Annotated in this window: 21 protein-coding genes; 7 read left to right on the top strand and 14 right to left on the bottom strand. The window is 62.2% G+C overall.

Features of this window, described 5'->3' with window-relative positions; all coding sequences use genetic code 11:
* Window positions 1-228: 228 nt before the first annotated feature.
* Entirely contained in the window at window positions 229-2235 is a 2007-nt protein-coding gene (fusA, locus tag AC07R0_RS12595) for an elongation factor G (RefSeq protein WP_495105071.1), read from the top strand.
* 41 nt (window positions 2236-2276) lie between these two features.
* Here fusA and AC07R0_RS12600 read toward each other — a convergent pair whose 3' ends face one another.
* Both AC07R0_RS12600 and AC07R0_RS12605 read right to left on the bottom strand, forming a co-directional pair.
* Window positions 2277-2732, bottom strand: a complete 456-nt coding sequence (locus AC07R0_RS12600) for a GNAT family N-acetyltransferase (protein ID WP_495105072.1) — start codon at window positions 2730-2732, stop codon at window positions 2277-2279.
* Window positions 2729-3406, bottom strand: a complete 678-nt coding sequence (locus tag AC07R0_RS12605; protein WP_495105073.1) for a pyridoxamine 5'-phosphate oxidase family protein — start codon at window positions 3404-3406, stop codon at window positions 2729-2731. Before AC07R0_RS12605 ends, AC07R0_RS12600 begins: the two co-directional genes overlap by 4 nt.
* Before the next feature lie 96 nt (window positions 3407-3502).
* On the opposite strand from AC07R0_RS12605, the gene pdxR reads away from it, so the two are divergent.
* Window positions 3503-4957 (top strand): MocR-like pyridoxine biosynthesis transcription factor PdxR, encoded by a 1455-nt coding sequence (pdxR, locus tag AC07R0_RS12610; protein WP_495105074.1) that lies wholly within the window; start codon window positions 3503-3505, stop codon window positions 4955-4957.
* Between the two features lies 1 nt (window position 4958).
* Here the strand turns inward: pdxR and AC07R0_RS12615 are convergent, their stop codons facing one another.
* The 7 genes from AC07R0_RS12615 to AC07R0_RS12645 all read right to left on the bottom strand — a co-directional run bounded on the left by AC07R0_RS12615 (window position 4959) and on the right by AC07R0_RS12645 (window position 11214).
* The gene (locus tag AC07R0_RS12615) at window positions 4959-6023 is read right to left on the bottom strand and encodes an ABC transporter ATP-binding protein (protein ID WP_495105075.1); all 1065 of its coding nucleotides are present in this window, start codon (window positions 6021-6023) and stop codon (window positions 4959-4961) included.
* A 25-nt stretch (window positions 6024-6048) separates the two neighbouring features.
* Window positions 6049-6876 carry a carbohydrate ABC transporter permease gene (locus tag AC07R0_RS12620; protein ID WP_495096299.1) on the bottom strand — a complete coding sequence of 276 codons (828 nt, stop codon included), beginning with the start codon at window positions 6874-6876 and terminating at the stop codon, window positions 6049-6051.
* Window positions 6869-7732 (bottom strand): carbohydrate ABC transporter permease, encoded by an 864-nt coding sequence (locus AC07R0_RS12625; protein WP_495075633.1) that lies wholly within the window; start codon window positions 7730-7732, stop codon window positions 6869-6871. Before AC07R0_RS12625 ends, AC07R0_RS12620 begins: the two co-directional genes overlap by 8 nt.
* An 82-nt stretch (window positions 7733-7814) precedes the next feature.
* Window positions 7815-9131 (bottom strand): extracellular solute-binding protein, encoded by a 1317-nt coding sequence (locus tag AC07R0_RS12630; RefSeq protein ID WP_495105076.1) that lies wholly within the window; start codon window positions 9129-9131, stop codon window positions 7815-7817.
* Window positions 9132-9151: 20 nt separating this feature from the next.
* The gene (locus tag AC07R0_RS12635) at window positions 9152-10066 is read right to left on the bottom strand and encodes a dihydrodipicolinate synthase family protein (RefSeq protein WP_495105077.1); all 915 of its coding nucleotides are present in this window, start codon (window positions 10064-10066) and stop codon (window positions 9152-9154) included.
* Window positions 10067-10108: 42 nt separating this feature from the next.
* Window positions 10109-10789, bottom strand: coding sequence for a GntR family transcriptional regulator (locus AC07R0_RS12640; RefSeq protein ID WP_495075630.1), 681 nt, complete (start codon window positions 10787-10789; stop codon window positions 10109-10111).
* A complete protein-coding gene (locus tag AC07R0_RS12645; RefSeq protein WP_495096303.1) occupies window positions 10789-11214 on the bottom strand; it encodes an RbsD/FucU family protein in 426 nt (141 codons plus the stop codon). Before AC07R0_RS12645 ends, AC07R0_RS12640 begins: the two co-directional genes overlap by 1 nt.
* Before the next feature lie 172 nt (window positions 11215-11386).
* Here AC07R0_RS12645 and AC07R0_RS12650 point away from each other — a divergent pair, with 172 nt between their 5' ends.
* From AC07R0_RS12650 to AC07R0_RS12660, 3 genes are all read left to right on the top strand, one after another.
* The gene (locus tag AC07R0_RS12650) at window positions 11387-11989 is read left to right on the top strand and encodes a TetR/AcrR family transcriptional regulator (protein WP_495105078.1); all 603 of its coding nucleotides are present in this window, start codon (window positions 11387-11389) and stop codon (window positions 11987-11989) included.
* Between the two features lie 73 nt (window positions 11990-12062).
* Window positions 12063-12950: an alpha/beta hydrolase gene (locus tag AC07R0_RS12655; protein ID WP_495075627.1), complete on the top strand. Its 888-nt coding sequence runs from the start codon at window positions 12063-12065 to the stop codon at window positions 12948-12950.
* 85 nt (window positions 12951-13035) lie between these two features.
* A complete protein-coding gene (locus AC07R0_RS12660) occupies window positions 13036-14520 on the top strand; it encodes a M20 family metallopeptidase (RefSeq protein ID WP_495105079.1) in 1485 nt (494 codons plus the stop codon).
* A gap of 69 nt (window positions 14521-14589) precedes the next feature.
* Here the strand turns inward: AC07R0_RS12660 and AC07R0_RS12665 are convergent, their stop codons facing one another.
* The 3 genes from AC07R0_RS12665 to pyk all read right to left on the bottom strand — a co-directional run bounded on the left by AC07R0_RS12665 (window position 14590) and on the right by pyk (window position 17936).
* Window positions 14590-15057 (bottom strand): YidB family protein, encoded by a 468-nt coding sequence (locus AC07R0_RS12665; protein WP_495105080.1) that lies wholly within the window; start codon window positions 15055-15057, stop codon window positions 14590-14592.
* Window positions 15058-15156: 99 nt separating this feature from the next.
* Window positions 15157-16221, bottom strand: coding sequence for a class II fructose-bisphosphate aldolase (gene fba, locus AC07R0_RS12670; RefSeq protein ID WP_495075625.1), 1065 nt, complete (start codon window positions 16219-16221; stop codon window positions 15157-15159).
* A 281-nt stretch (window positions 16222-16502) separates the two neighbouring features.
* Complete coding sequence (gene pyk, locus AC07R0_RS12675) at window positions 16503-17936, bottom strand: pyruvate kinase (protein ID WP_495096306.1); 1434 nt, start codon at window positions 17934-17936, stop codon at window positions 16503-16505.
* Between the two features lie 262 nt (window positions 17937-18198).
* Between pyk and AC07R0_RS12680 the strand changes: the two genes are divergently transcribed.
* Window positions 18199-19305 (top strand): fatty acid desaturase, encoded by a 1107-nt coding sequence (locus AC07R0_RS12680; protein WP_495105081.1) that lies wholly within the window; start codon window positions 18199-18201, stop codon window positions 19303-19305.
* A gap of 128 nt (window positions 19306-19433) precedes the next feature.
* Window positions 19434-20024 carry an OmpW/AlkL family protein gene (locus AC07R0_RS12685; protein WP_495105082.1) on the top strand — a complete coding sequence of 197 codons (591 nt, stop codon included), beginning with the start codon at window positions 19434-19436 and terminating at the stop codon, window positions 20022-20024.
* Window positions 20025-20089: 65 nt separating this feature from the next.
* On the opposite strand, the gene AC07R0_RS12690 is transcribed toward AC07R0_RS12685, so the two are convergent.
* Window positions 20090-21391 carry an ABC transporter ATP-binding protein gene (locus AC07R0_RS12690; RefSeq protein ID WP_495105083.1) on the bottom strand — a complete coding sequence of 434 codons (1302 nt, stop codon included), beginning with the start codon at window positions 21389-21391 and terminating at the stop codon, window positions 20090-20092.
* Window positions 21392-21400: 9 nt separating this feature from the next.
* Complete coding sequence (locus tag AC07R0_RS12695) at window positions 21401-23134, bottom strand: ABC transporter permease (protein WP_495096309.1); 1734 nt, start codon at window positions 23132-23134, stop codon at window positions 21401-21403.
* Between the last annotated feature and the right edge of the window lie 71 nt (window positions 23135-23205).

Here is a 23205-nt window from a genome sequence, read left to right on the forward strand (position 1 = left end):
TCTGGACCCGTGTTTTTTAAGAAAGTTTCTATGCGTACCTTTGACAAGCTGATCGCCGCAATTCATCCGCACCAGTGGATGGTGGGCTTGCGCTCGTCCATTGGTGCCATCGCATCTGCGCAAGACATAAACCGCTAGCTGCGGGATTTTTTCAAGGTTGAGAAACAACCGTTGAAACCCCTGGCCAGCACCGTGCAGGCCAGGGGTTTTGTCTTTAAGGAACATAGTATGAACACGCGACAACTTCGCAATATCGGCATCATCGCCCACGTCGACGCTGGCAAGACCACCGTCAGCGAGCGGGTGCTGTTCACCACCGGCGAAATCCACCGGACCGGTGAGGTACACGACGGCAACACCACCATGGACTACGACCCGCAGGAGCGGGCGCGCGGCATCACCATCAACAGCGCCGCCACCACCGTGGCCTGGCGCGGCCACCAGATCAACCTGATCGACACGCCCGGCCACATCGACTTCAACATCGAAGTCAGCCGTTCGCTGCGCGTGCTCGACGGCGCGGTCGTGGTGTTTGACGGCGTAGCCGGCGTAGAGCCGCAAACCGAGACCAACTGGCGCCTGGCCGACCAATACCATGTGCCGCGCATTGCGCTGGTCAACAAGCTAGACCGCACCGGCGCGGATTTCGCGCGCGTGGTAGCGATGATGGCCGAGCGCCTGGGCGTCAAGCCCCTGGTGCTGCAGCTGCCCATAGGCACGGAAGCCGAGTTCAGCGACGTAGTCGATCTGCTGACCCAACAAGCCCTGACCTGGCCGCCCAATGCCCAAGGCAAACCGACGCTGGAACGCAGTGCCGTGCCCGCCTATATGCAGGCCGCCGTGGAGTCCGCGCGCCGCACCCTGATAGAGACCGCCGTGGAGCAAAACGACGCGCTGCTGACCGCCTATCTGAACGGTGAAGACATCTCGGAAGCGCAGCTGCGCGCCTGTATCCGCCAAGGCACACTGGCCGGCGCCTTTGTGCCCGTGCTGGGCGGCGCCGCGCTGAAGAACAAAGGCGTCGAGCCGCTGCTGGATGCGGTGGTGGACTACCTGCCCGCGCCCGAAGACCGCAACACCGACCTGCCACCCGGCGACGGCTTTGCTGCGCTGGTGTTCAAGGTGGTGCACGACGAACACGGCACGCTGAGCTATCTGCGCGTTTACCGTGGCGAAGCCCATGCGGGCAGCCAGGTACTGAACGCCAATACCGGCCAGCGCGAACGTCTGTCGCGCGTAGTGCAAATGCACGCGGACCGGCGTGAGGAGCTGGCACTGGCGCAAGCCGGTGACATCGTGGCCGTGGCAGGGCTCAAGGCCAGTAAGACCGGCCACACGCTGAGCGACCCCGCACAGCCCCTGGTGCTGGAGGAAATCCATGCGCCCGAACCTGTCATTTCGATGGCGGTGGAGCCGCACTCGCGCGACGAGCAAAACAACTTTTCGCGCGGCCTGCACACGCTGGTGGACGAAGACCCCAGCCTGCGCCTGGGCCAGGACGCCGACACAGGCCAGACCCTGCTGTCCGGCGTGGGCGAGCTGCAGCTGGAGGTGACGCTGGAAAAGCTGCGCAGCCGCTTCGGCGTGACGGTGCACATCGGCCCGCCCCAGGTAGCCATGCGCGAGACCATTGCGCGTGCGGCCAACGTGCGCTATCTGCACAAGAAGCAGAGCGGCGGCCCTGGCCAGTATGCGGAAGTGGCGCTACGCGTGGAGCCGCTGGAGCGCGGCGCAGGTCTGCGTTTTGAGAACGCCATCACCGGCGGTGTGATCCCCCGGGAATACATCCCCAGTGTGGAACAAGGCGTGCGGCGCGCGGCCCTGGCCGGCGTGCTGGCCGGCCACCCGGTGGTGGATCTGCTGGTCACGCTGGAAGATGGCAGCTTCCACGAGAAGGACTCGTCCACGCTGGCGTTTGAGGTAGCCGGTGCGGCCGCCTTCACCCAGGCGCTGCGCGAGGCCGGGCCGACGTTGCTGGAGCCAGTGATGGCCGTGGAGGTCACCACGCCCATGGACCACGTGGGCGATGTGATCGGCGACCTGAACCGCCGGCGCGGCCAGGTGCGCAGCCAGGACCAGCGCGGCAATGCGGCGATCGTGCGCGTCATGGTGCCGCTGCAGACGCTGTTTGGCTACATCGGCAGCCTGCGTGCGCTGACGGCCGGGCGGGCCAGCTACACCATGCAGTTCGACCACTACGCCGAAGCGCCACGGCAAGTGCCGGCCCACGCATGAGCTTGAAAAAGGCGAACCACAAGGTTCGCCTTTTCTATGCGTTAAGTCACGGACTTGCTATAGGCGTAGAAGACTTCATCTCGGACCCAACCAAGCGATTCGTATGCTGCCTGCGCTGGCTTGTTGGTTCTCGCAGTAGTGAGGTCCATTCTTGCCTTGCCGTTCTCAGACGCAAGCTTCTCCGCCGCTTGCAAAAGAACCTTTCCTGCGCCTGAGCGCCTCGCCCCTGGACTGACGAATAAATCGTAAAGCGAGTAAATCGGCTTTGCCTCAACCGAGCAGAAGCTTGGGTAGAGCTGGCAGAAGCCTACGACTTCCTGGGCTTCGTTTGAGGCCAGAAGAACTACAGATTCCTTGCTCTGGAGGCGATCGCGGATGAAGCTCTTGGCTAAAGCAAAGTCGGGCGCTTGCTCATAGAACTGCCGATAGGCATCGAACAATGGGGCGATGACATCGAGGTCAGCCAGCGTTGCGACTCGGGTACGGATGGTGCTCATGCGGTTTTGTCTTCGATGCATACACCCTGCCACTGGCGCACATAGGCCGGTGTTTCGACCGCCACATCCGCGGCCACTGCCGGCGCTGCCGGCATTTGCACCAGCGGCAATACGCCGGTCCACACGGGAATATCCATGTCTTCCTCGTCATCTATCGGCGGGCCAGTACGCACCTTGGCGACGGCCTCGTCCAGCGCAATGCGCATCACCGTGGTGGCGGCGAATTCCTTGTCATTGCCGCGGCGGATTTCCGCATTCCGGCCCGGCGCCAGCTTGTCCATGAAGGCGTCCAGCGCGGCGCGTTTAGCAGCGTCTTCCGCCACCCGCTCAAAGCTGCCGTAGACCATGGCCGAGCGGTAGTTCATCGAATGGTTGAACGCCGAGCGCGCCAGCACTAGGCCATCCACATGGGTGATGGCCACGCAAGCCTGGGTGCCCGCACCCAGCAGCTTCAGCAAGCGGCCGCCGTTCGAGCCGTGGATGTACAAGTGCTCGCCCTCGCGCCAGCAGGCGGTGGGGATGTTGTGCGTGCCCTTGTCGTCCACAAAGGCGATGTGGCACACATAGGCTGCATCGATGATGGCGTGCAGCGTGCTGCGCTGGTAGTCGGCGTTCTCGGCAATCCGGCGGATGCGGGTGCGTGCGCTGGGCGGCGCAACGGCGGTGTCGGTCATGGGGCGGGTTTCCAAAAGAAGAGTGAAAGGCAGCGCACTATAATTTTTACTGGCTCTAAAAATAGAACCATAACCATATGATTATTTAGGGCCACGATGGACTACGCCGTACTGTTTACGCAATTCAGCCAGGCCCATGCGCAGCACGGCTGGCCGCGCCAACGCCTGTTGCATGCCTGCCTGCGCGCGGCCATCCGCAGCGGCACGCTCGGCGCCGGCACGCGCCTGCTGGCAACCCGGCAGCTGGCCAGCGACCTGGGCGTGTCGCGCAACACCGTGCTGTATGCGTACGAGCAGTTGGCCACCGAAGGCTATGTGCAGCCGGATAGGCGCGGCACGCGGGTGGCGGACATCGCCGTCGCCCGCCCAGCCGCACGGGCGCGTCCGGCCCAGCCGCCACCCAGCCTGTCACGCCGTGCCCAAACGGCAGAGCCGCTGCCCGAAGCGCATCTGATGGGCGCCTTCGTGCCCGGTGTGCCGTCGCTGATCGACTTTCCGCTGCCGGCCTGGCAGCGGCTGATGGACCGGGCCTGGCGCGCCACCTCTACCGTGCAGCTCAACTACGGCGGCCCGGCCGGCCAGCCGCTGCTGCGCGAAGCGATTGCCGAGCATCTGCGTGCCTCGCGCGGCGTGGTCTGCGAAGCGCGCCAGGTGTTCGTCACCGACGGCACGCAAAGCAGCCTGGACCTGTGCGCCCACGCCTTCGCCGACGCCGGCGACACCGTGTGGCTAGAGAACCCCGGCTACCGCGGCGCGCTGACGGCGTTCAAAGCCGCCGAGCTGCAGGTCCACGGCATTGCGGTGGATGCCGACGGCATGGCGCTCAGCGCCGCCGACTGGCGCCTGCATCCACCCAAGCTGGTCTACGCCACACCCTCGCACCAGTACCCGCTGGGCAGCGTGCTGAGCCTGCCGCGCCGACTGGCGCTGATCGCCCAGACCCAGGCTGCGGGCGCGCTGCTGATCGAGGACGATTACGACAGCGAATTCCGCCACGATGGCCCGCCGCTGGCCGCCATGCAGGGCCTGCTGCCGGATGCGCCGGTGCTGTACCTGGGCACTTTCAGCAAGACCATGTTTCCGGCGCTGCGCATTGGCTTCATCGTGGTGCCGCAGAACCTGGTGGCGCCGCTGGAGCGGCTGGTGACGCAATCGGTGCCACGGGGTCGCGCGGCCGACCAGCTGGCGCTGGCGGAGTTTCTGCGCAGCGGCCAGTTCGCCACCCATCTGCGGCGCATGCGCCGCCTGTACCGGCAGCGGCGCGATGCGCTGCACAGCGCGCTGGAACGGCATCTAGGCGGCGTAGCCCAGGTCTATGGCGGCACGGCCGGCATGCACCTGGCGCTGGGCCTGGATGCGTCTATCTCCGACGTGGCGGTCAGCGCCCAGGCACTGCAAAAAGGCATCGTCGCGCACCCGCTGAGCGCCCATGCAGTAGGCGACAGCGGGCCGGTGTGGAACGGGCTGATGCTGGGCTACGCCCAGGTGCCAGCCGAGCAAATGGACGCGGCGGTGAAGAAGCTCGCGGCCATCGTCCGCAAGCAAGGCTGAACTACAAGCGCTGCTGCGTCGCCTCGTCGAACACATGGACGCGGGCCGGATCGATGGCCAGCGTGATGTTGTCGCCGGGCTTGACCAGCAAACGGTCGTGCACCAGCGCCTGCACCGGCTGGCCCTGGGCTTCGCAGGTCAGCAAGGTGTCGGCACCGCTGAACTCGACCACCTTGACTTCGCAGGGGATGCCATTGGCTTCACCCGCCGGCCGCACCTGCAGATGCTCGGGCCGCAGGCCGAGCAGCACACGCCGGCTGCCCAGGTTGGCAAACCTGTCTTCCAATAGGACTTGACCACCAAAATCGGCTCTGACGCAGGTCTTGTCTGCGCTAGCAGCTACTATATTCATAGCAGGCGAGCCAATGAAGGTGGCCACGAAGCTGTTGCACGGCCGGTCGTACAGCTCGGCCGGGGTGCCGATCTGCTCCACCTTGCCGTCGCGCAGCACGATGATGCGGTCGGCCATGGTCATGGCTTCGATCTGGTCGTGGGTGACGTAGATGGACGTGGTCTTGAGGCGCTGGTGCAGGGCGCGGATTTCGGTGCGCATCTGCACGCGCAGCTTGGCGTCCAGGTTGCTCAGCGGCTCGTCAAACAGAAACACCTGCGGGTCGCGCACCATGGCCCGGCCCATGGCCACGCGCTGGCGCTGACCACCGGAGAGCTGGCGCGGCAGACGGTCCAGCATCTTGTCCAGGCCCAGCATCTTGGCGGCGCCGGCCACCTTGCTGGCAATGGTGCCCTGGGGGGTGCCGGCAATCATCAGGCCGAAGCCCATATTCGCTTCAACCGTCATGTGCGGGTACAGCGCGTAGGTCTGGAACACCATGGAGATACCGCGCTCCTTGGGCGGCAGGTCGTTAACCACCTTGTCGCCGATGCGGATCTGGCCTGCGCTGGGCGCGTCCAGCCCAGCCAGCATGCGCAGCAGGGTGGATTTGCCGCAGCCGCTGGGGCCGACGAAAACGGCGAATTCACCGTCGCCAATGGAGATGTCCACGCCTTTGATGACGGGCACGTTGGCAAAGGATTTCTCAATGCCGGAGAGGGTTACGGATGCCATGGAGTGTGTTCTCTGCGAAAAATGGTTAACCGCCCTTGACACCGCCGGCGGTGAGCCCGCCAACGATCTCTTTCTGGATCAGGAGTGTGAGGATCAGGACCGGCAAGGTGACCAGCAAGGCCGCCGCAGCCAGCGGCCCCCAGGCAATCTGCTCGAAGGTCAGCACGTTGTAGATGGCGACCGGCAGGGTGCGCGTCTCACGCCCGGCCAGCACGGCGCCGAAGATGAAGTTGTTCCACGAAAAGATGAAGGCCAGAATGCCCGCCACCGTAATGCCAGGCCGGGCCAGCGGCAGGGCGATATGGCGAAAGCGCTGCCAGGGTGAGCAGCCATCGACCACTGCGGCCTCTTCCAATTCAATTGGCAGCGTCTCGAAATAGCCCGAGACGATGTAGACCATGATGGGCACGGTGATCACCAGGTGGGTGATGATGACCGGCGCCAAGGTCCCGGTCAGCCCCAGCGCCTGGAACAAGGTGAACAACGGGATCAGAAAGCTGATGGCAGGCGTCATGCGGGCGATCAGGATCACCATCAGCAGTTTGCGCGCCTTCATGCGGGCCACGCCGTAGCCGGCAGGCACACCGATCAGCAAGGCCACGATGGTTGCCGTGCCCGACACCATGATGCTGTTCAGCAGATACTGGAAGAAGGGCCCGCTGTCGAACACCTTGACGAAGTTCGCCAGCGTGGGCGGGCTGGGGATGAACACCGGCGGGTAGGCCAGGTTGTCCACCTCGTTCTTGAATGCCAGCGACAGCATCCACACAAAGAAGCTGATGGCGGGCGACACCAGCAGGAAGACGCACAAACCTAGCAGCAGCTTGTCGCGTAATTTTTGGGTGTTATTCATAGTATTTCGAACGCTCGCGCAGCCAGAACAGCAACATGGAAAGAGCCACCACCAGCACAAAAAACACCACCACCACGGCCGACGATTTGCCCACTTGGTAGAACGAAAACGCCTGCAGGTACAGGTAGATATTGATGGTCTCGGTCGATGTACCCGGTCCACCCTGGGTGATCACGTAAATGGTGTCGAAGGTCTTCAGCGCGTCGATCAGCCGCACAACGGCAGCCACCAGGATAAAGGGCAACAGCAGCGGAAAGGTGACGTAGCGGAAGGTCTGCCAGCGGCTAGCGCCCTCCATGTAGGCGGCTTCGAACGGGTCGGTGGGCAAGGAGGCCAGGCCGCCCAGCACGATCAGCATCACCAGCGGTGTCCACTGCCACACATCCACCATCACCAGGCACAGAATCGCCAGCTTGGGCGAGTACACCCATTCGCTCGGGCCTATGCCAACCAGGGACAGCAGGTAGTTCAGCACGCCTTGCTGCGGGTGGAACATCATCACCCACACCAGCGCAATCGCCACCGGCGTAGCCATCATGGGCAGCACAAAAGCACCGCGCCAAAAGCCGCGCCAGGCGAACTTCTGGTTGAACACCAGCGCGGCGGCGGTGCCCAGCACCAGCGGTGCGGCCACGGCCAGCGCGGTGAAGATCAGCGTGTGGGCAACCGACTCCAGGAAGCGCGTATTGCCTATCAGCTCGGCGTAATTGCCCAGGCCGGCAAAAGTGGCTTTGGAGCCGATCTTCCAGTCGAACAAGCTCATCCACAGCGTGAACATCCAGGGGAAGACGATCACCGCCGTGATGACCACTACGGCGGGCAGGATGAACCATAAAAAAGGCGAAAGCTTGCGCATGCCAACAGACTCCACGTGCGCCGCAAAGAGCGCATACAAGGGACAGGTGAAAACAAGCCGCGCCAGAGCGCGGGCTGTCGGATCAGGCGTCGGCTTTGGCCGCCACCGGGGCGAAGTCAGCCGTGGCCTTCTTCAGTTCGGCCGCCACATCGCCGCCGCTGAGCATGTTGCTCAGCGCAATGCCGAACACATCGCGGAACTCGTTCACCGGCTCGATGATGGGCAAGCCGGGGCGGGCAATCTTCAGCGAACCCGCCACTGCAGACAGCCACTCTGGCGGTACCTTGAGGTTGGCAATCGCCTCGGCATTCGAGTAAGCCGACAAGCGCACCGGCGCGCCTGATGCGGTTGCCAGCATGCGGGCCTGCATGGCTTTGCCGGTGGCCCATTGGATGTAGTACCAGGCCGGGCCCTTTTTACTGGAATAGGCCGACACGCCAATGCCGTCACCAAATGTGGGCGACACCTGCAGCTTGGGGCCGGGCGGCAAGATGCCGTAGCCCACCTTGCCCACCACCTTGGACTTGGCCGCATCTTCCAGCGGCGGCGCAAAGCCGGAGCCATCGATCCACATGGCGGCCTTGCCCTGCAGGAACAGGCTTTGCGCCTCGTTCCAGTTGTAGCCGGCCACACCGGCCGGGCCGGTGTTCTTCAGCAGGTCGCGGTACATGTTTGCCGAGGCCAGGGCCTCCGGCGAGTCAGTCAGCAGCTTGCCAGAGGCATCAAAAAACTGGCCGCCAAAGCCCAGGAAAAAGCCGGTCCACAAAGGCACGTTGGCGTTCTTCAAACCGCGGCCGACGAAGCCCACCACGCCATTGGCTGGGTCATGCAGCTTCTTCGCCGCGTTCACGATGTCGGCATAGCTGGTGGGGTAGGCCACGCCCTTGGCGGCGAAGAGTTCCTTGTTCCAGTACAGCACCCAGGGGTCGAGGTTGAACGGCAGGCTGTCGATGCGACCGTCGCTCTGGGTGGCGTAGAACATGCCGCCGGCGGAGTAGTCCTTCAGATCGAAGTCGGGTGCAGCGGCGGTGTTGAACAGACCGCGCAAATCCTCCATCCACTTGCCCTTGGCAAACTGGCGTTTCTGCACGTGGTAGCTGAGGTGCACCACGTCGAAGCTGGTCTTGCCGGAGTTGAATTCGATCACCGTCTTCTGGCGCGACTGCTGCTCGGGCACCTGCTCGGCACCGACCTTGATGCCGGTCAGGTCTTCGAACTCCTTCTGGTACTTCTGCAGCAGCTCGCCACGCGGGCTTTTGATCAGATGCACCTCGATGCTCTGACCGCTGTAGCGCTTCCAGTCGAAAGCGCCCTGGGCCTGGCTGGTCGGCAAGCCGGCAAGTGCTGTGGCACCAGCAGCCGCCTGCAAAACGGTACGGCGTGGAATGGAACGGGTCATGTTTGTCTCCTAGTTTTTCTCTACAGGGATGCTGCGTTCTGACCTAGCGCACGATACGCGGCACGCACTGCCTGCGCCTCGGTGTTATCCAGCGGGGTCAATGGCGCGCGCACGTTCAGCCAGGTATCGTCACCGGTCTGCTCGGCCAGGGCGGTCTTGTAGGCGCTGACAAAGGGCATGTTGGGCAGCAGGCTCAGCAGCTTCAACAGGTCCACGATCAGCGCCTCGTCGACTGCGGACACGGTCTCAGGGTTACGCATGACGCGGCTGATCAAATGCGGTGCCAGATTCGATAGGCCATTGATCGAGCCCGGGCTGCCGATACGCATGGCGGTGGCGATATGCGCTTCCGAGCCCACCAGAATTGCCAGCTTGGGAAAGGCCTTGATGATGTCCAGCGAATGCGCCAGGTCCCCCGCGCTGTCTTTGAAGCCAACCACCTGCTTTGGATGCAGGCGCATCAGCTCAGCCACAACCGCGTATGTGAAGGTCACATTGCTCAGCGAGGGAAAGTGGTACAGCAGCACGCGCAAATCGTCCGAGCCTATGCCGCGGATGACCTGGCTGACGGCGGACACCACGCCCGCCTCGCGCGGGTGGTTGAAGAAGAAAGGCGGCATCAGCAACTGGCGCGTGCAACCCAGCGCGATCGCATGGCGGCCCAGTTCGATGGCCTCGGCCAGTGCGCAGGCAGAGATGGTGACAACGATCTGGTCGGGGCGTACGCCGCTGGCCAGCACTGCCTCCAGCAAGCTCTTGCGCTCGGCCAGGCTGAACGACAGGCCCTCGCCGGTGGTACCAAACAGGGTTACACCGTCACAACCTGCGGCCAACATGCGTTGGATATGCGCCAGGGTACGCGGCAGATCGACCTGGCCGCTGGCATCAAAAGGCATCAACAAGGCGGGCCACAGGCCCTTAATAGCGTGTGTCAAAAAAGTGCTCCTAGGTAAGTTGCGGGGAAAGGCATTGCGGGACTAAAGGACGGGAAGGTCCACCGTCAGCACGCGGTGGCGCGCGCTGTCCAGATGCGCCTCCAGCAGTTGCTCGGCTGCGGCAGCATCACGCTGCTGCAGGGCGGCGATAAAGCGCAGGTGCTCCTGCATGGCGGGGATCAGGCGGGCCGGGGTAATCACGCTTTGCTCCAGCTTGATCAGGCGCACGCGCAAGCTGTTCACGCGGTAAATCTCGGAGATGATTTCGTTACCCAGCGCATCGACCATGCGGTCGTGCAGGCCCCAGTCCACCGCCTGGGCATCGTCGAGCAAAGTGGCATCGGGCTGGTCGGCACTGGCGCGTTGCAGGATGTCCTGGTGGCTGGCGGTGATGGCCTCCAGCTCGGCCGCACTGACGCTGGTGGTGAAATGCCGCACCGCCTCGCGCTCGATCAGGCTGCGCACCTGGAAGGCATTGCGCACCAGCTTCAAGTCCACATGGGCAATCTGCAGGCCGCGCTGGGGCACGGTCTTCACCAGGCCACCGGCTTCCAGGCGGGGGATCATCTCGCGCACCGCGCCCAGCGGCATGTCCAGCAGGGTCATCAAGGCCCGCTGGGAAATGAATTGCCCGGGCCGGATGCTGCCGCTGAGGATTTGCTGGGTAAAGCCCTGGTAAGCCCGCGCACGCTGGCTGGTGGGTTCTAAGCTGACGGTTGCCATCACGAAGCCACCACGCCTTTTTTGAGCAGGATGTTGCCGTACAACCGGGTTTCGCCAGTGGCCACGACCGCGAAAGCCTGGGCTGCGCGGGCATAGAACGCATAGCGCTCCAACGAAGCGGGTGGCTGCTCGCCGTGGCGCTGCAGGGTTTGGGCGAAATCTTGCACTGCGGGCGGCACGGCGCTGGCGTCGCCCACCACCTGCATGGTGAAGGCCGCGTGGGGCTCAAAGCTGTCCAAAGGTAGCACCGACAAAACGGCATCCAACACCCGGGTCGCGTCCACACCTGGCAGGCGCACCAGACGCTTGGCGTTGGTCGCCGCTGGAAAATTGGCGTCAGCCAGCACGATCTCATCACCATGGCCCATGGAGGCCAGGATGTGCAGCAGGTCGGCAGACAGCAGGGGCGACAGGTTTTTGAGCATGGAGCGAAGGGCGGCGAATGTAAAACGGGATCTGCTTGCGCACTAACATGTCAGTTGTGTGCTACGTCACTATAGGTACGACGGGCAGAAGCGGTACCGGTACAAACCCGTGCGGGCAAACACCTAATTCCGTACCCATTCAAATTTCGCACAGTCGTGCTAATATTTTGGAATGGATGCAAAAACCCAGAAGAGCGAGCTCACCCGCGCCACCATCGTCGGCGCCGCTATGGAACTGGCGGCCGCCCAGGGCCTGGAAGCAATCAGCCTGCAAACCGTAGCGGATCGCGTCGGTCTGTCCAAGAGCGGCGTGTTTTCGCGCATAGGCTCGCGCGAGGCATTGCAAAAAGCTGTCGTCGACGAATACGGCCACCGCTTTGTGGCCGACGTGTTTACGCCCGCCATGCAACAACCCCAGGGCTTGCCCCGGCTGCACGAAATCATGCGGCGCTGGAGTCTGCGGGTCTGCCAGGTGGAGGTGCGCAGTGGCTGCATCTTTACCGCTGGCGCCTTCGAGCTGCACGACCGTGAAGGCGAGCTGCGCGACCACCTGGTGCAGGCCATCAGCATCTGGCGCGCAGCACTGTGCCGCACGGTGCAGCAAGCCATTACGCTAGGCCAGTTGCGGGCCGATACCGATCCCGACCAGTTGGTGGGCGAGCTGTACAGCCTGGTCATCGGCCTGCTGCACGACGCCCGCTTCCTGCGCGACCCGCGCGCCATCGAACGCACACAGACCAGCTGGACCCGGCTGATCGCCAGCTACCAAGTCTGAACCCTGCGTGGGTGCCTGTTTTTTTATTCAAATTTCGCACAACTGTGCTATTTATTTCACCAAGGAGCTCACCATGACCGATGCCACGTTGCCAGCCGCTTTGAGCTATTACGACACCCATGCCATGACCCGTTGGCTGCGCTGGGGTTTGCGCGCCATGCAGCAGGTTTCGCCGTCGCTCGCGCTGCACTCGGCCTACCGCTTGTTCGGCACGCCACTGCCGCTCAAATGGCTGGGCCGCAAGCACGCCTGGGGCCCAGGCTGGCAGACCGAACATTGGGCCTTTGAGCAGGCCAGCCTGACGGTCTACAGCCTGCCAGCAGCCGCCGACGCGTCCTGCGTGTTGCTGCTGCACGGCTGGGGTGGCCATGCGGCCCAGATGCTGCCGTTGGCCCAGGTACTGGCGGAGCAAGGCCTGCGCCCGGTGCTGGTAGAGATGCCAGCCCATGGCCGCAGCGCCGGCCAGACCAGCAATCTGCCACAGTTCACCCGGGCCATGGAATATGTCAGCGCCCGCCTGCAACAAGACGGACAGCTATTGCAGGCAGTAGTTGCGCACTCGCTGGGCGCCAATGCCGCAGCCTTTGCGCTGGCGCGCGGCCTGCCGGCGGCCAAGTTGGTGCTGCTGGCGCCACCGGCTTCGCCGCGCCAATACACCCACCAGTTCGCCCGGGTCTTTGGCCTGCGGGAAACCGTGCGCGCCAGGCTGGAGCAACGCCTGGAAGCCCGTGAAGGCATTGTGCTGACCCAGCTGGAACCAGCCGCGGTGGGTCCACGCATCCGCGCCCAGACCCTGGTGGTGCACGACCGCGGTGACCGGGTCAACCGCTTTGCCGACGGCCTGGCCTATAGCCAGGCGATCCAAAATGCCCGCTTGGTAGCCACCCAGGGCTTGGGCCACCGGCGCATTCTGCAAGACCCGGCGGTGCTGGCTGAGGTCGCTGCATTCGTGACCGCGTAAGCACCCAACCGGGCAACAAGTGCCACGGCTGCGCTGGCGCTGGCATTGTGGTGCAATACGGCTTTTGCTGCCTGCAGGAACTGCCATGAATGCCCGCGTCGCTCCTTCTACCCTCAATCCGGCACAGGCCCTGGCCCAGGTGAGCCAGCGCTGGGACGAGACCATCGTGCCGCAACTAAGTGACTACATTGCGATTCCGGCCAAGTCACCGGCTTTCGATGCCGATTGGGCGGCCCACGGCCACCTGGAAACCGTGCTGCGCAATGCCGCCAGCTGGGTCGAAGCGCAGAAGGTAGAAGGTCTGAAGCTGGAAATCATCCGCATGGAAGGGCGCACACCGGTGCTGTTCTTCGAAGTGGCCGCCAGCCAGACTGCAACACAACAAACTGTGTTGATGTATGGCCACCTGGACAAACAGCCCGAATTCAGCGGATGGCGCAACGACCTGGGGCCGTGGACGCCCAAATACGAAGACGGCAAGCTCTACGGCCGGGGCGGTGCCGACGATGGCTACGCCATCTACGCCAGCATTGCTGCCGTGCAAGCGCTGAAAGAACAGAAGCTGCCGCACCCACGCATCGTGGGCTTGATCGAGACCTGCGAAGAAAGCGGCTCCTACGACCTGCTGCCCTATGTGGATGCGCTGCGTGCGCCCGACAACAACCGTCTGGGCGATGTGGCCCTGGTAATCTGCCTGGACTCGGGCGCCGGCAACTACGACCAACTGTGGCTGACTAGCAGCCTGCGCGGCATGGCCAGTGGCGTGCTGAAGGTGGAGGTGCTGACCGAAGGCATCCACTCCGGCGATGCCAGCGGTCTGGTGCCGTCCAGCTTTCGCATCATGCGCCAGGTGCTGGACCGGCTGGAAGACAGCGCCACCGGCCGCCTGCTGCCCGCCAGCTTCCACTGTGAAGTGCCTGCCGACCGGCTAGCCCAGGCCCAGGCCACCGCCGCGATCCTGGGCGATGAAATCTACAAGCGCTTCCCCTGGGCGCATTACGACTGCGGTGGCGCCACGACCTTCGCCCTGCCCACCACCACCGACCCGTTGCAAGCCCTGCTGAACCGTACCTGGGCACCGACCCTGAGCGTAACCGGCGCCGAAGGTCTGCCAGAACTGAAAAACGCAGGCAATGTGCTGCGCCCCTACACCGCCTTCAAACTGTCGCTGCGCCTGCCACCGCTGGTCGATGCGCCGCAAGCCGTACAAGAACTGAAAACCCTTCTAGAAGACAACGCGCCCTACCAGGCACTTGTTACCTTCCACCCCGAAGGCGCCGCTACCGGCTGGAACGCGCCCAGCACCGCACCCTGGTTCGAACAAGCGCTACATGCAGCCTCGCAAGCCCAATTTGGCGCGCCCTGCGGCTACATAGGGCAGGGCGGCACGATACCGTTGATGAATATGCTGTCGCAAGGCTTTCCGACAGCCCAGATGATGGTTTGCGGCGTGCTGGGCCCAAAAAGCAATGCCCACGGCCCGAATGAGTTCCTGCACGTACCCTACGCCAAAAAGCTCACTGCAGCCGTAGCACAGGTGGTAACCAGCTTCGCAGCGCAAGCCGTTTAGGCCGCTGTAGCGGCCTGCAGGTTTATATACAAAAACGACCGCCAGCGCAGGTAATACCTGCGCGAGCAGTTATAGTTTTTGTAGCATTCCGCTCAGCGCGCCCATCAGGTCACCACTGTCGCCCAGACCTTCTTGCGGAGCTTGCCCGGCAGGGGTGAGATGGTCTACCAGGCCTGGTAACACCTGGGCCAGTTGGCCGGCTACCTCGGACGGGTCCACGCCCAACTTGGCCGCCAGACCAGACAGCGCATCCGAGCCCAGCACGCTGGAGAGTTGATCGGCCGAAATGGGCAGGTTCTGCCCGGTTCCGATCCACGAACCCACAACATCGCCCAAGCCGGCTTGTTGGAATTTCTCCACCAGGCCACCCAAGCCACCGAGCTGGCTGTTATTGCCCAGCATGCCGGTCACCGCCTGGATCAGTTGAGGGTTGCTGGCCAGCATGCCAATGATGCCGCCCAACCCGCCGCCCTGGGGCTGTTGTTGCTGTTGGCCGTTGTTCAAAACCGCGCCGAGAACCGAGTCAAGTAAGCCCATGGTGTTTCCTTAGAAGGAGTTGAGTCTGCCTGCAACCGCAGCGGTCGCAGGCAGATTGTCGGCGATACTGCCTCCTGCGTCCCCGGGCTACAGGGTGCTTCAGTGCACCACTTGGGCCAGGCGTCCCTCGGCGTAGTGGCTGGCCACCACCACCAAATTGTCGCCCTTGATGCTGGCGGCTTGACCTTCGCAGCCGAACTCCAGGTAACGCTGCTTGCACAGCTGCTTGGCGGCTTCGCGTGCGGGTTTAAGGTAGTCGCGCGGATCGAACTTGTCGGGGTTTTGTGTGAAGTACTTGCGGATGGCTGCCGTCATGGCCAGGCGCACATCGGTGTCAATATTGATCTTGCGTACGCCGTACTTGATGGCTTCCTGGATCTCCTCCACCGGCACGCCATAGGTTTCCTTCATGTCGCCGCCGTGTTCGCGGATGATGGCCAGGAACTCCTGCGGCACGCTGGAGCTGCCGTGCATCACTAGGTGGGTGTTGGGAATACGGCGGTGGATTTCCTTGATGCGCGAGATCGCCAGAATATCGCCCGTGGGCTTACGGGTGAACTTGTAGGCGCCATGGCTGGTACCGATGGCGATCGCCAGGGCATCGATCTGGGTGCGCTTGACGAAGTCTGCGGCTTGCTCAGGGTCGGTCAGCAGCTGGTCCATGGTCATGGTGGCATCGGTGCCGTGGCCGTCTTCCTTGTCGCCCTTCATGGTTTCCAGCGAGCCCAGGCAGCCGAGCTCGCCTTCCACGGTCACGCCCACCTTGTGGGCCATGGCGGCCACCTTGGCGGTAACTTCCACGTTGTAGTCGTAGCTGGCGATGGTTTTACCGTCGGCATGCAAAGAACCATCCATCATCACCGAGCTGAAACCCAGGTTGATCGCGCCCTGGCACACGTCAGGGCTTTGGCCGTGGTCCTGGTGCATGACCAGAGGAATGTGCGGCCAGGTTTCCAGCGCCGCCTGGATCAGATGCTTGATGAAGGGCTCACCCGCATATTTACGCGCACCCGCGCTGGCTTGCAGAATGACGGGAGCACCCACTTCGTCCGCAGCCGACATCACGGCCTGGACTTGCTCCAGATTGTTGACATTGAAAGCCGGGATGCCATAGCCGTTTTCGGCGGCATGGTCCAACAATTCACGCATAGAGACGAGTGCCATAGGGTGCTTCCAGAGAGTTAAGAATCAGGACAAGGCGGCCAATCGAGGCTGGTACGGATACCAATTTCTCCGTAACCGCTTGGTAACTCTGTTAATTTTAGCCTTGCCCCTGCGCCAAAGGATTCGCAAAACACGGGCCAACCCTGGCAAACACCCGATTTTTTCATTTTGAAACAACAGTTTTACAGCCGAACTAAACCTGCTGGTGTCTGGAAACACAAACGCCCGCATGAAGCGGGCGTTGGACCGGGTTAAAAACCCGGCGGCAGGGCGGGAGAGGTTTAGCCGACCTGGCAGATCTTCAGCATATTGGTGCCGCCAGGAGCACCCATGGGTTCGCCGCAAGTAATGGCGTAAATGTCGCCGCGCTGTACGATGCCGCGCTGCGTCAAATGGCGTTCAGCCTGGCCCAACGCCGTGTCACGGTCGCTGCTGGCGTCCATCAGCAAAGGCAGCACATTGCGGTACAGGCACATCTTGCGCTGGGTGGCCAAGCGCGGCGTCAGGGCATAGATAGGCACGTGGATACTGTGGCGGCTCATCCACAAGGCGGTAGAGCCGCTATCGGTCATGGCAACAATCGCCTTGGCACCCAGATGCTGCGCGGTGAACAATGCGCCCATGGCGATGGACTGGTCGATGCGTTCAAAAATCTTGCCCTTGAAGTCGGCTTCCAGCTCGCCATATTCGGCCTTTTCGGCTTCGTGGCAGATATTGGCCATCTCCAGCACGGTTTCCAGCGGAAATTTGCCGGCCGCGGTTTCCGCGCTGAGCATCACCGCATCGGTGCCGTCCAGCACCGCATTGGCCACATCGCTGACCTCGGCACGGGTGGGCACGGGGTTGGTGATCATGCTTTCCATCATCTGGGTGGCGGTAATCACCACCTTGTCGCTGGCACGTGCCATACGGATCATGCGTTTTTGCAGCGCTGGCACGGCGGCATTGCCCACTTCCACAGCCAAGTCGCCGCGCGCCACCATGATGCCGTCGCTGGCATCCAGAATCGATTGCAGCAGCGGAATGGCTTCAGCTCGCTCAATCTTGGCAATCATGCCGGGTTTGTGGCGGTATTCGGCAGCAGCCACATTGCACAACTGGCGCGCCATTTCCATGTCGGTCGCGTTCTTGGGGAAGCTGACGGCCACGTAATCGGCCTGGAAAGACATCGCGGTCTTGATGTCTTCCATGTCCTTGGAAGTCAGCGCCGGCGCGGTCAGTCCGCCGCCTTTTTTGTTGATGCCCTTGTTGTTGGACAGCTCACCGCCGAGGTTCACCACCGTGTGCACGGCTTCACCGCGCACAAACTCCACGGTCATGACGATCAGACCGTCGTTCAGCAGCAGTACGTCGCCAGACTTCACCTCGCGTGGCAACTCTTTGTAGTCCAGGCCTACGCCATTGATGTCACCGGGCTCGGCGCGCGCAGCGTCCAGCACGAATTTCTGACCGGGCTCCAGCATCACCTTGCCTTCGGCGAACTTGGCAACGCGGATCTTTGGACCTTGCAGGTCGGCCATGATGGCCACTTCGACGCCCGCGCGCTTGGCGGCCTCACGCACCATCATGGCGCGATCAATATGGTCTTGTGCCTTGCCATGGCTGAAATTCAGCCGCACAACGTTTACGCCTGCACGGATCAGTTGCTCCAGGATTTCCGGGCTGTTCGAGGCTGGGCCCAAGGTGGCAACGATTTTGGTAGCAAGGCGGGGCATGGGATAAGTCTCCGGATATGTAATTTAGTTTCGATTTTTACATGAAACAAGTTACCAAAAGGTTACAGCCTGAGCCCCCGTCAGCGGGCACTAAGCTATTGCCATTCGGCTCGCTCAAATTGGGCGCATCAACTCTATTGCACACAGTATTGATCCTGGTCAGAGGCATTTCACCCCGCGCGGTTAGCATCATGGCACGCAACTTTTGCGTGTGCCGCCGCCACTACGTGCCGCGTGTAGATTCCTGACCCGTGTTTTCCCTATGACCTCTTCCATCCACAGTACGCCCCTCCTTCCGAGTCCGCTCCCTCCGGGCGAGCCACTGCCACACCGCAAAGTCATACGCTCCTGGCTGATTCCACTCTCCCAGCGTACAACCCTGAGGGCCTTGTTCCTGCTCGCGTTGGACTACGCCTTGCTCGCGGCGGCACTCAGTGCCACCGTTCTGCTGGCATCGCCATGGCTGAAGCTGCTGTGCGGTCTGGCAGCGGGTTTCGTGATTGGGCGTCTGTTCATCATCGGCCACGATGGCTGCCATCAAAGCCTGACGCCCCACCGCCGCCTGAACAAATGGCTGGGGCGCATTGCCTTCCTGCCGTCGCTGACGGCCTATAGCTTGTGGGATGTAGGCCACAACGTGGTGCACCACGGCTTCACCAACCTCAAGGGCGTGGACTTCGTCTGGGCGCCGCTGACACCCGAGGAATACCAGGCCTTGTCGCCCCGGCAGCGCTTTATGCAGCGCATCTACCGCAGTGGCTGGGCACCGGGCCTCTACTACATCGTGGAGATATGGTGGCGCCGCATGTTCTTTCCTAGCAAGTCCAGCATGGGCACGCAGCGCACCATCTTCACCTGGGATTGCGTGCTGATTTCCAGCTTTGGACTGCTGTGGCTGGCAGCCATTGCCACGGCCGCACTGGTGACGCAGCAATCACTGGCCCTACTCATTGCTACCGGCTTTGTCGTACCACTGCTGTTCTGGTTCTCCATGATCGGCTTTGTGGTTTATGTGCACCACACCCACACCAAGGTGTCTTGGCATGGCGACCGCGCCACCTGGGCCAAGGCACAGCCTTTCGTATCGACCACGGTGCACCTCACCTTCTCGTTCCAAATTGGCGCACTGATGCACCACATCATGGAGCACACGGCCCACCACGTGGACATGAGTATTCCGCTGTACCGTTTGAAAGAAGCCCAGAGAACGCTGGAAGAACTGCTGCCGGGACGCATCATCGTCCAGGCGTTCTCCTGGCGCTGGTACTTTCAAACCGCTCGCAGCTGCAAGCTATATGACCTGACGCGCAATTGCTGGACCGATTTTGCCGGCAACTCCACCAGCACCCCACGCCACGCCCCGACCTGAATGGGCCCACATTTGATATAGCGCAAGCAGGGCCCGCAGCCACTTTGACCGGGCGCAAAGTGGCCAGCGATAACCTCTTTTGTAATCAGGGCTGGGAATATCCCCGCTACCGTGATCGAAAGAAAATCATGAAAAAGACCCTGCTTGCTGCCGCCCTGTGTGCCATGGTTTCGGCCTCGGCTTTCGCCCAATCCGCAACCGAGGGACCTTGGCTGGTACGTGCACGTGCCGTGTACCTTCAAAGCAGCAATGGCGACAGCACACCGCTCTCGCTGAGCATCAATGACAAATGGCTGCCCGAAGTAGACATCAGCTACTTCTTCACGCCCCAGATCGCCGCCGAGCTGGTGCTGACTGTTCCACAAAAGCAAACCCTGAGTGCCGGCAACACCGCGATTGGCAGCTTCAAGCACCTGCCGCCCACACTGACGCTGCAGTACCACTTCAACACCGCAGGCTTCAAACCTTATGTGGGTGCGGGCCTCAACTACACCCGCATTAGCGCAGTCAATCTTCCAGCCGGCGTCGATGTGGATCGCAACAGCTTTGGCCCCGCGCTGCAAGCGGGTGTGGACATCCCGCTGACCAAAAATATGTATTTGAATTTTGACGTGAAAAAGGTCTACATCCGCACCGATGTGAGTGCCGGCGGCGCCAAGCTAGGCACCTTCAAAATTGATCCGGTTCTGTACGGTGTCGGCCTGGGCTGGCGCTTCTAAGCCCCCATGAAAAAGCGCCTATCAGGGCGCTTTTTTCTTGACAGAAAAGCCTGCCGCGCCGCAGCTCAATCCTCGGACTGCTCTGGCAAGGTCAATCGACCCGTGTGGTAGTCATAGCTGTAGACCTCGCCATAACGCCCCCATTCGATGGCCACCTCCAGCACGCGCTTGGCCTTGTCGGCCTCCATGAACTCCTCCAGCAGATCCAGAAAGCGCTTTTCGGTCAAGCTTCCAGAAGGCTCATCTTCCAGGCTGCGTCGGATATGCGCCGCCAGAGGCACGTGGGTCAGCAACTGCTGGCCGAAAATTTCCTGCTTTTGGGCCTGATCCGCCTCCACATAGTTGCGCCCCAGCGCGGTCAGCATGATGTCGCCCTTGTCCACATGGGCCAAACCCAGCATGCCCAAGGCCTCGTAAGTGGGGAACAGCTCTTCGTCGGCCAGCTCGGACTCCTCGGCCAATTGCGGCAAATCAGCATGGCCGTCAAACGGTGTATCGGCCAGCAAGTCCAGCACCCCTTCGATGCGGGTAATGTCAGTTTCCGGCAAGCGATAGCCCAGATGCAAGGTGGTCGGCATGCCAGGCGCCACTTCTTGTGCCGGACGCATGGTCATCAGGCCATAAACCTCGTCGATCAAGGCTCGGACTTCGACCCCGTCCACATCGCGCGGGCGCGGCAAATCAATCTTCACCTCGACACGGATACGGCCCGGGTCGCTGGACAGGATGATGACGCGGTCGGCCATCATCACAGCCTCTTCGATATTGTGCGAAACAATCAAAATGCCCTTGGTCGGGATCTTGTCGCCGTCCCACAACTCCAGCATGTCGTTGCGCAGGGTCTCGCCGGTCAATACATCCAGGGCAGAAAAGGCTTCGTCCATCAACAGTATGTCGGGGTTGGTCACCAGCGCGCGCGCAATCCCCACACGCTGCTTCATGCCGCCCGACAACTCGCGCGGCAAGGCGCCACCAAAGCCGGCCAGACCGATCATTTCCAGCACCGCATCGGCACGCTTTGCACGTTCGTCGGGCACCACGCCCTGGGCCTCCAGGCCCAGCTCCACGTTCTGCTGCACCGTCAGCCAGGGAAACAGCGCAAACGACTGGAAAACCATGGCGATGCCCGCCACCGGGCCATAAATGGGCTTCTGGCGGTAGCTGACCTGGCCGTGGTCGGCCGGAATCAGGCCGGCCATGATGCGCAGCAGAGTCGATTTTCCCGAGCCGGATTTGCCGAGCAAGGCGACAATTTCGCCCTCGGCCAGCTGGAAATCCACCCTGTCCAGTACCGTTCGGGCCGTGCCGTCGGCAGCCTGGAATGACTTGGCGACACCGCCCAGTTCAATGAGTAGGTTCTTGCCCATCTTGGCTCCTCAGCGGCTGCGGTCTTCGGCCAGCAAGTACAGCTTGCGCCAGAAGAAACGGTTTAAAAACATCACAAAAATACACATCACACCAATACCCAGCGCAATGCGGTGGAAGTCGCCGGCATCGGTCATTTGCTTGATATAGCTGCCCAGGCCATCGGCTACCAGCGTGGTCTTGCCCCAGGTGACGTACTCGGCCACGATGCTGGCGTTCCAAGAGCCGCCACTGGCGGTAATGGCACCCGTAAGGTAGCTGGGGAACACGGCGGGCAGGTAGATACGCTTCCACTTCAGCCAGCCCTTGACGCCCAGGTTGTCTGCCGCCAACCGCAGCTCGTTGGGAATGGTTGCCGCGCCGGCCACCACGTTGAACAGGATGTACCACTGGGTGCCAAACACCATCAAGGGGCTGAGCCAGATATTCGGATTCAAGCGCAGCGTCACCAGTACGAACACCACCAGCGGAAACATCAGGTTCACCGGAAATGCCGCCAAAAACTGCGCCACCGCCTGCACCCGCTGCGAATACTGGGGCCGCAGACCGATCCACACGGCGACCGGCACCCAGACGACGGAAGCCAAAGCGATCAGCAGCATGACCCGCAACAAGGTAATGCAGCCCAAGACCACCACATGGCCGGCCTCGCCCCAACCCACATCGCTGTGCACAAACACCACCAGACGGTACACCGCCAGCAAGGCAACCAGCAGCAACACGCCATCCCAAATACGCGGCCACAGCGGGTTCTGGACCCGAGGCCGCGCATCAACCGCCGTGCCATCATGGCGGACACTGAACCAGCCCAGCGCACGGCGCAGCAAGCTCCAGCCTGCGGCGCTCAGCGCGCTCATCCAGCGGCTGCGGCGCATCCAGTCCAGCAGCCAGGATTGCTGCGCGGTGTCGCCTTGAGATTCTTCAAAGCGGAACTTGTCGGCCCAGGCCAATAAAGGCCGAAAGAACAGCTGGTCGTACAACAGAATGCCCGCCAGCATCGCCCCAATCGCCCAGGCAATGGCCCAGCCGTTTTCTGCCTCAATGGCCACCGCAATATAAGAGCCTATACCGGGCAGCTTGATATCCTGGTTGGCCACCGAAATCGCTTCGGCCGCCACCAGAAAGAACCACCCCCCGGACATGGACATCATCATGTTCCACAACAGCCCCGGCATGGCAAACGGCAACTCCAGACGCCAGAAACGCTGCCAGCCCGACAGCCGGAATACCCGCGCCGCCTCCTTGAGTTCTTCGGGCACGGTGCGGATCGACTGGTACAGGCTGAACGCCATATTCCAGGCCTGCGAGGTGAAGATGGCGAAAATCGCCGCACATTCCACACCCAGCAGGCTGCCCGGGAAGAGCGCGATAAAAGGCGCAATCGCAATCGCCTGAAAGCCCAGAATCGGCACCGACTGCAGAATGTCCAGGATAGGGATCATGGCCTTCTCGGCCGTACGGTACTTGGCGGCTATCGCGGCGAAGACAAAGCTGAACAGCAGCGAAAAGCCCAACGCAATGAACATGCGCAGGATCGTGCGCAGCAGGTAATAAGGCAGATAGGCCGGGTCCAGCGAGATTTCCAGCGCTTCGCCCATCGCAAAAGGGCGCGCCATCTGCGATGCACCAAACGCCAGCGCCAGCAGAATGGCCAGCACCAGTGGCAGCAGCGCCAGGTCCCAGCGATTGGGTTTTTTCGCGAACACATTGCCGCCACGCGCCTGCGGATGAAAAAGCTCAAACATGTCTAGCAATCCCTCAGCGCGGGAAGTCAAGTTTCAGTGTATTGCGAGCGAGTAGAACACCGCCATATGTC

The sequence above is a fragment of the Rhodoferax sp. GW821-FHT07F03 genome, assembly GCF_059418745.1.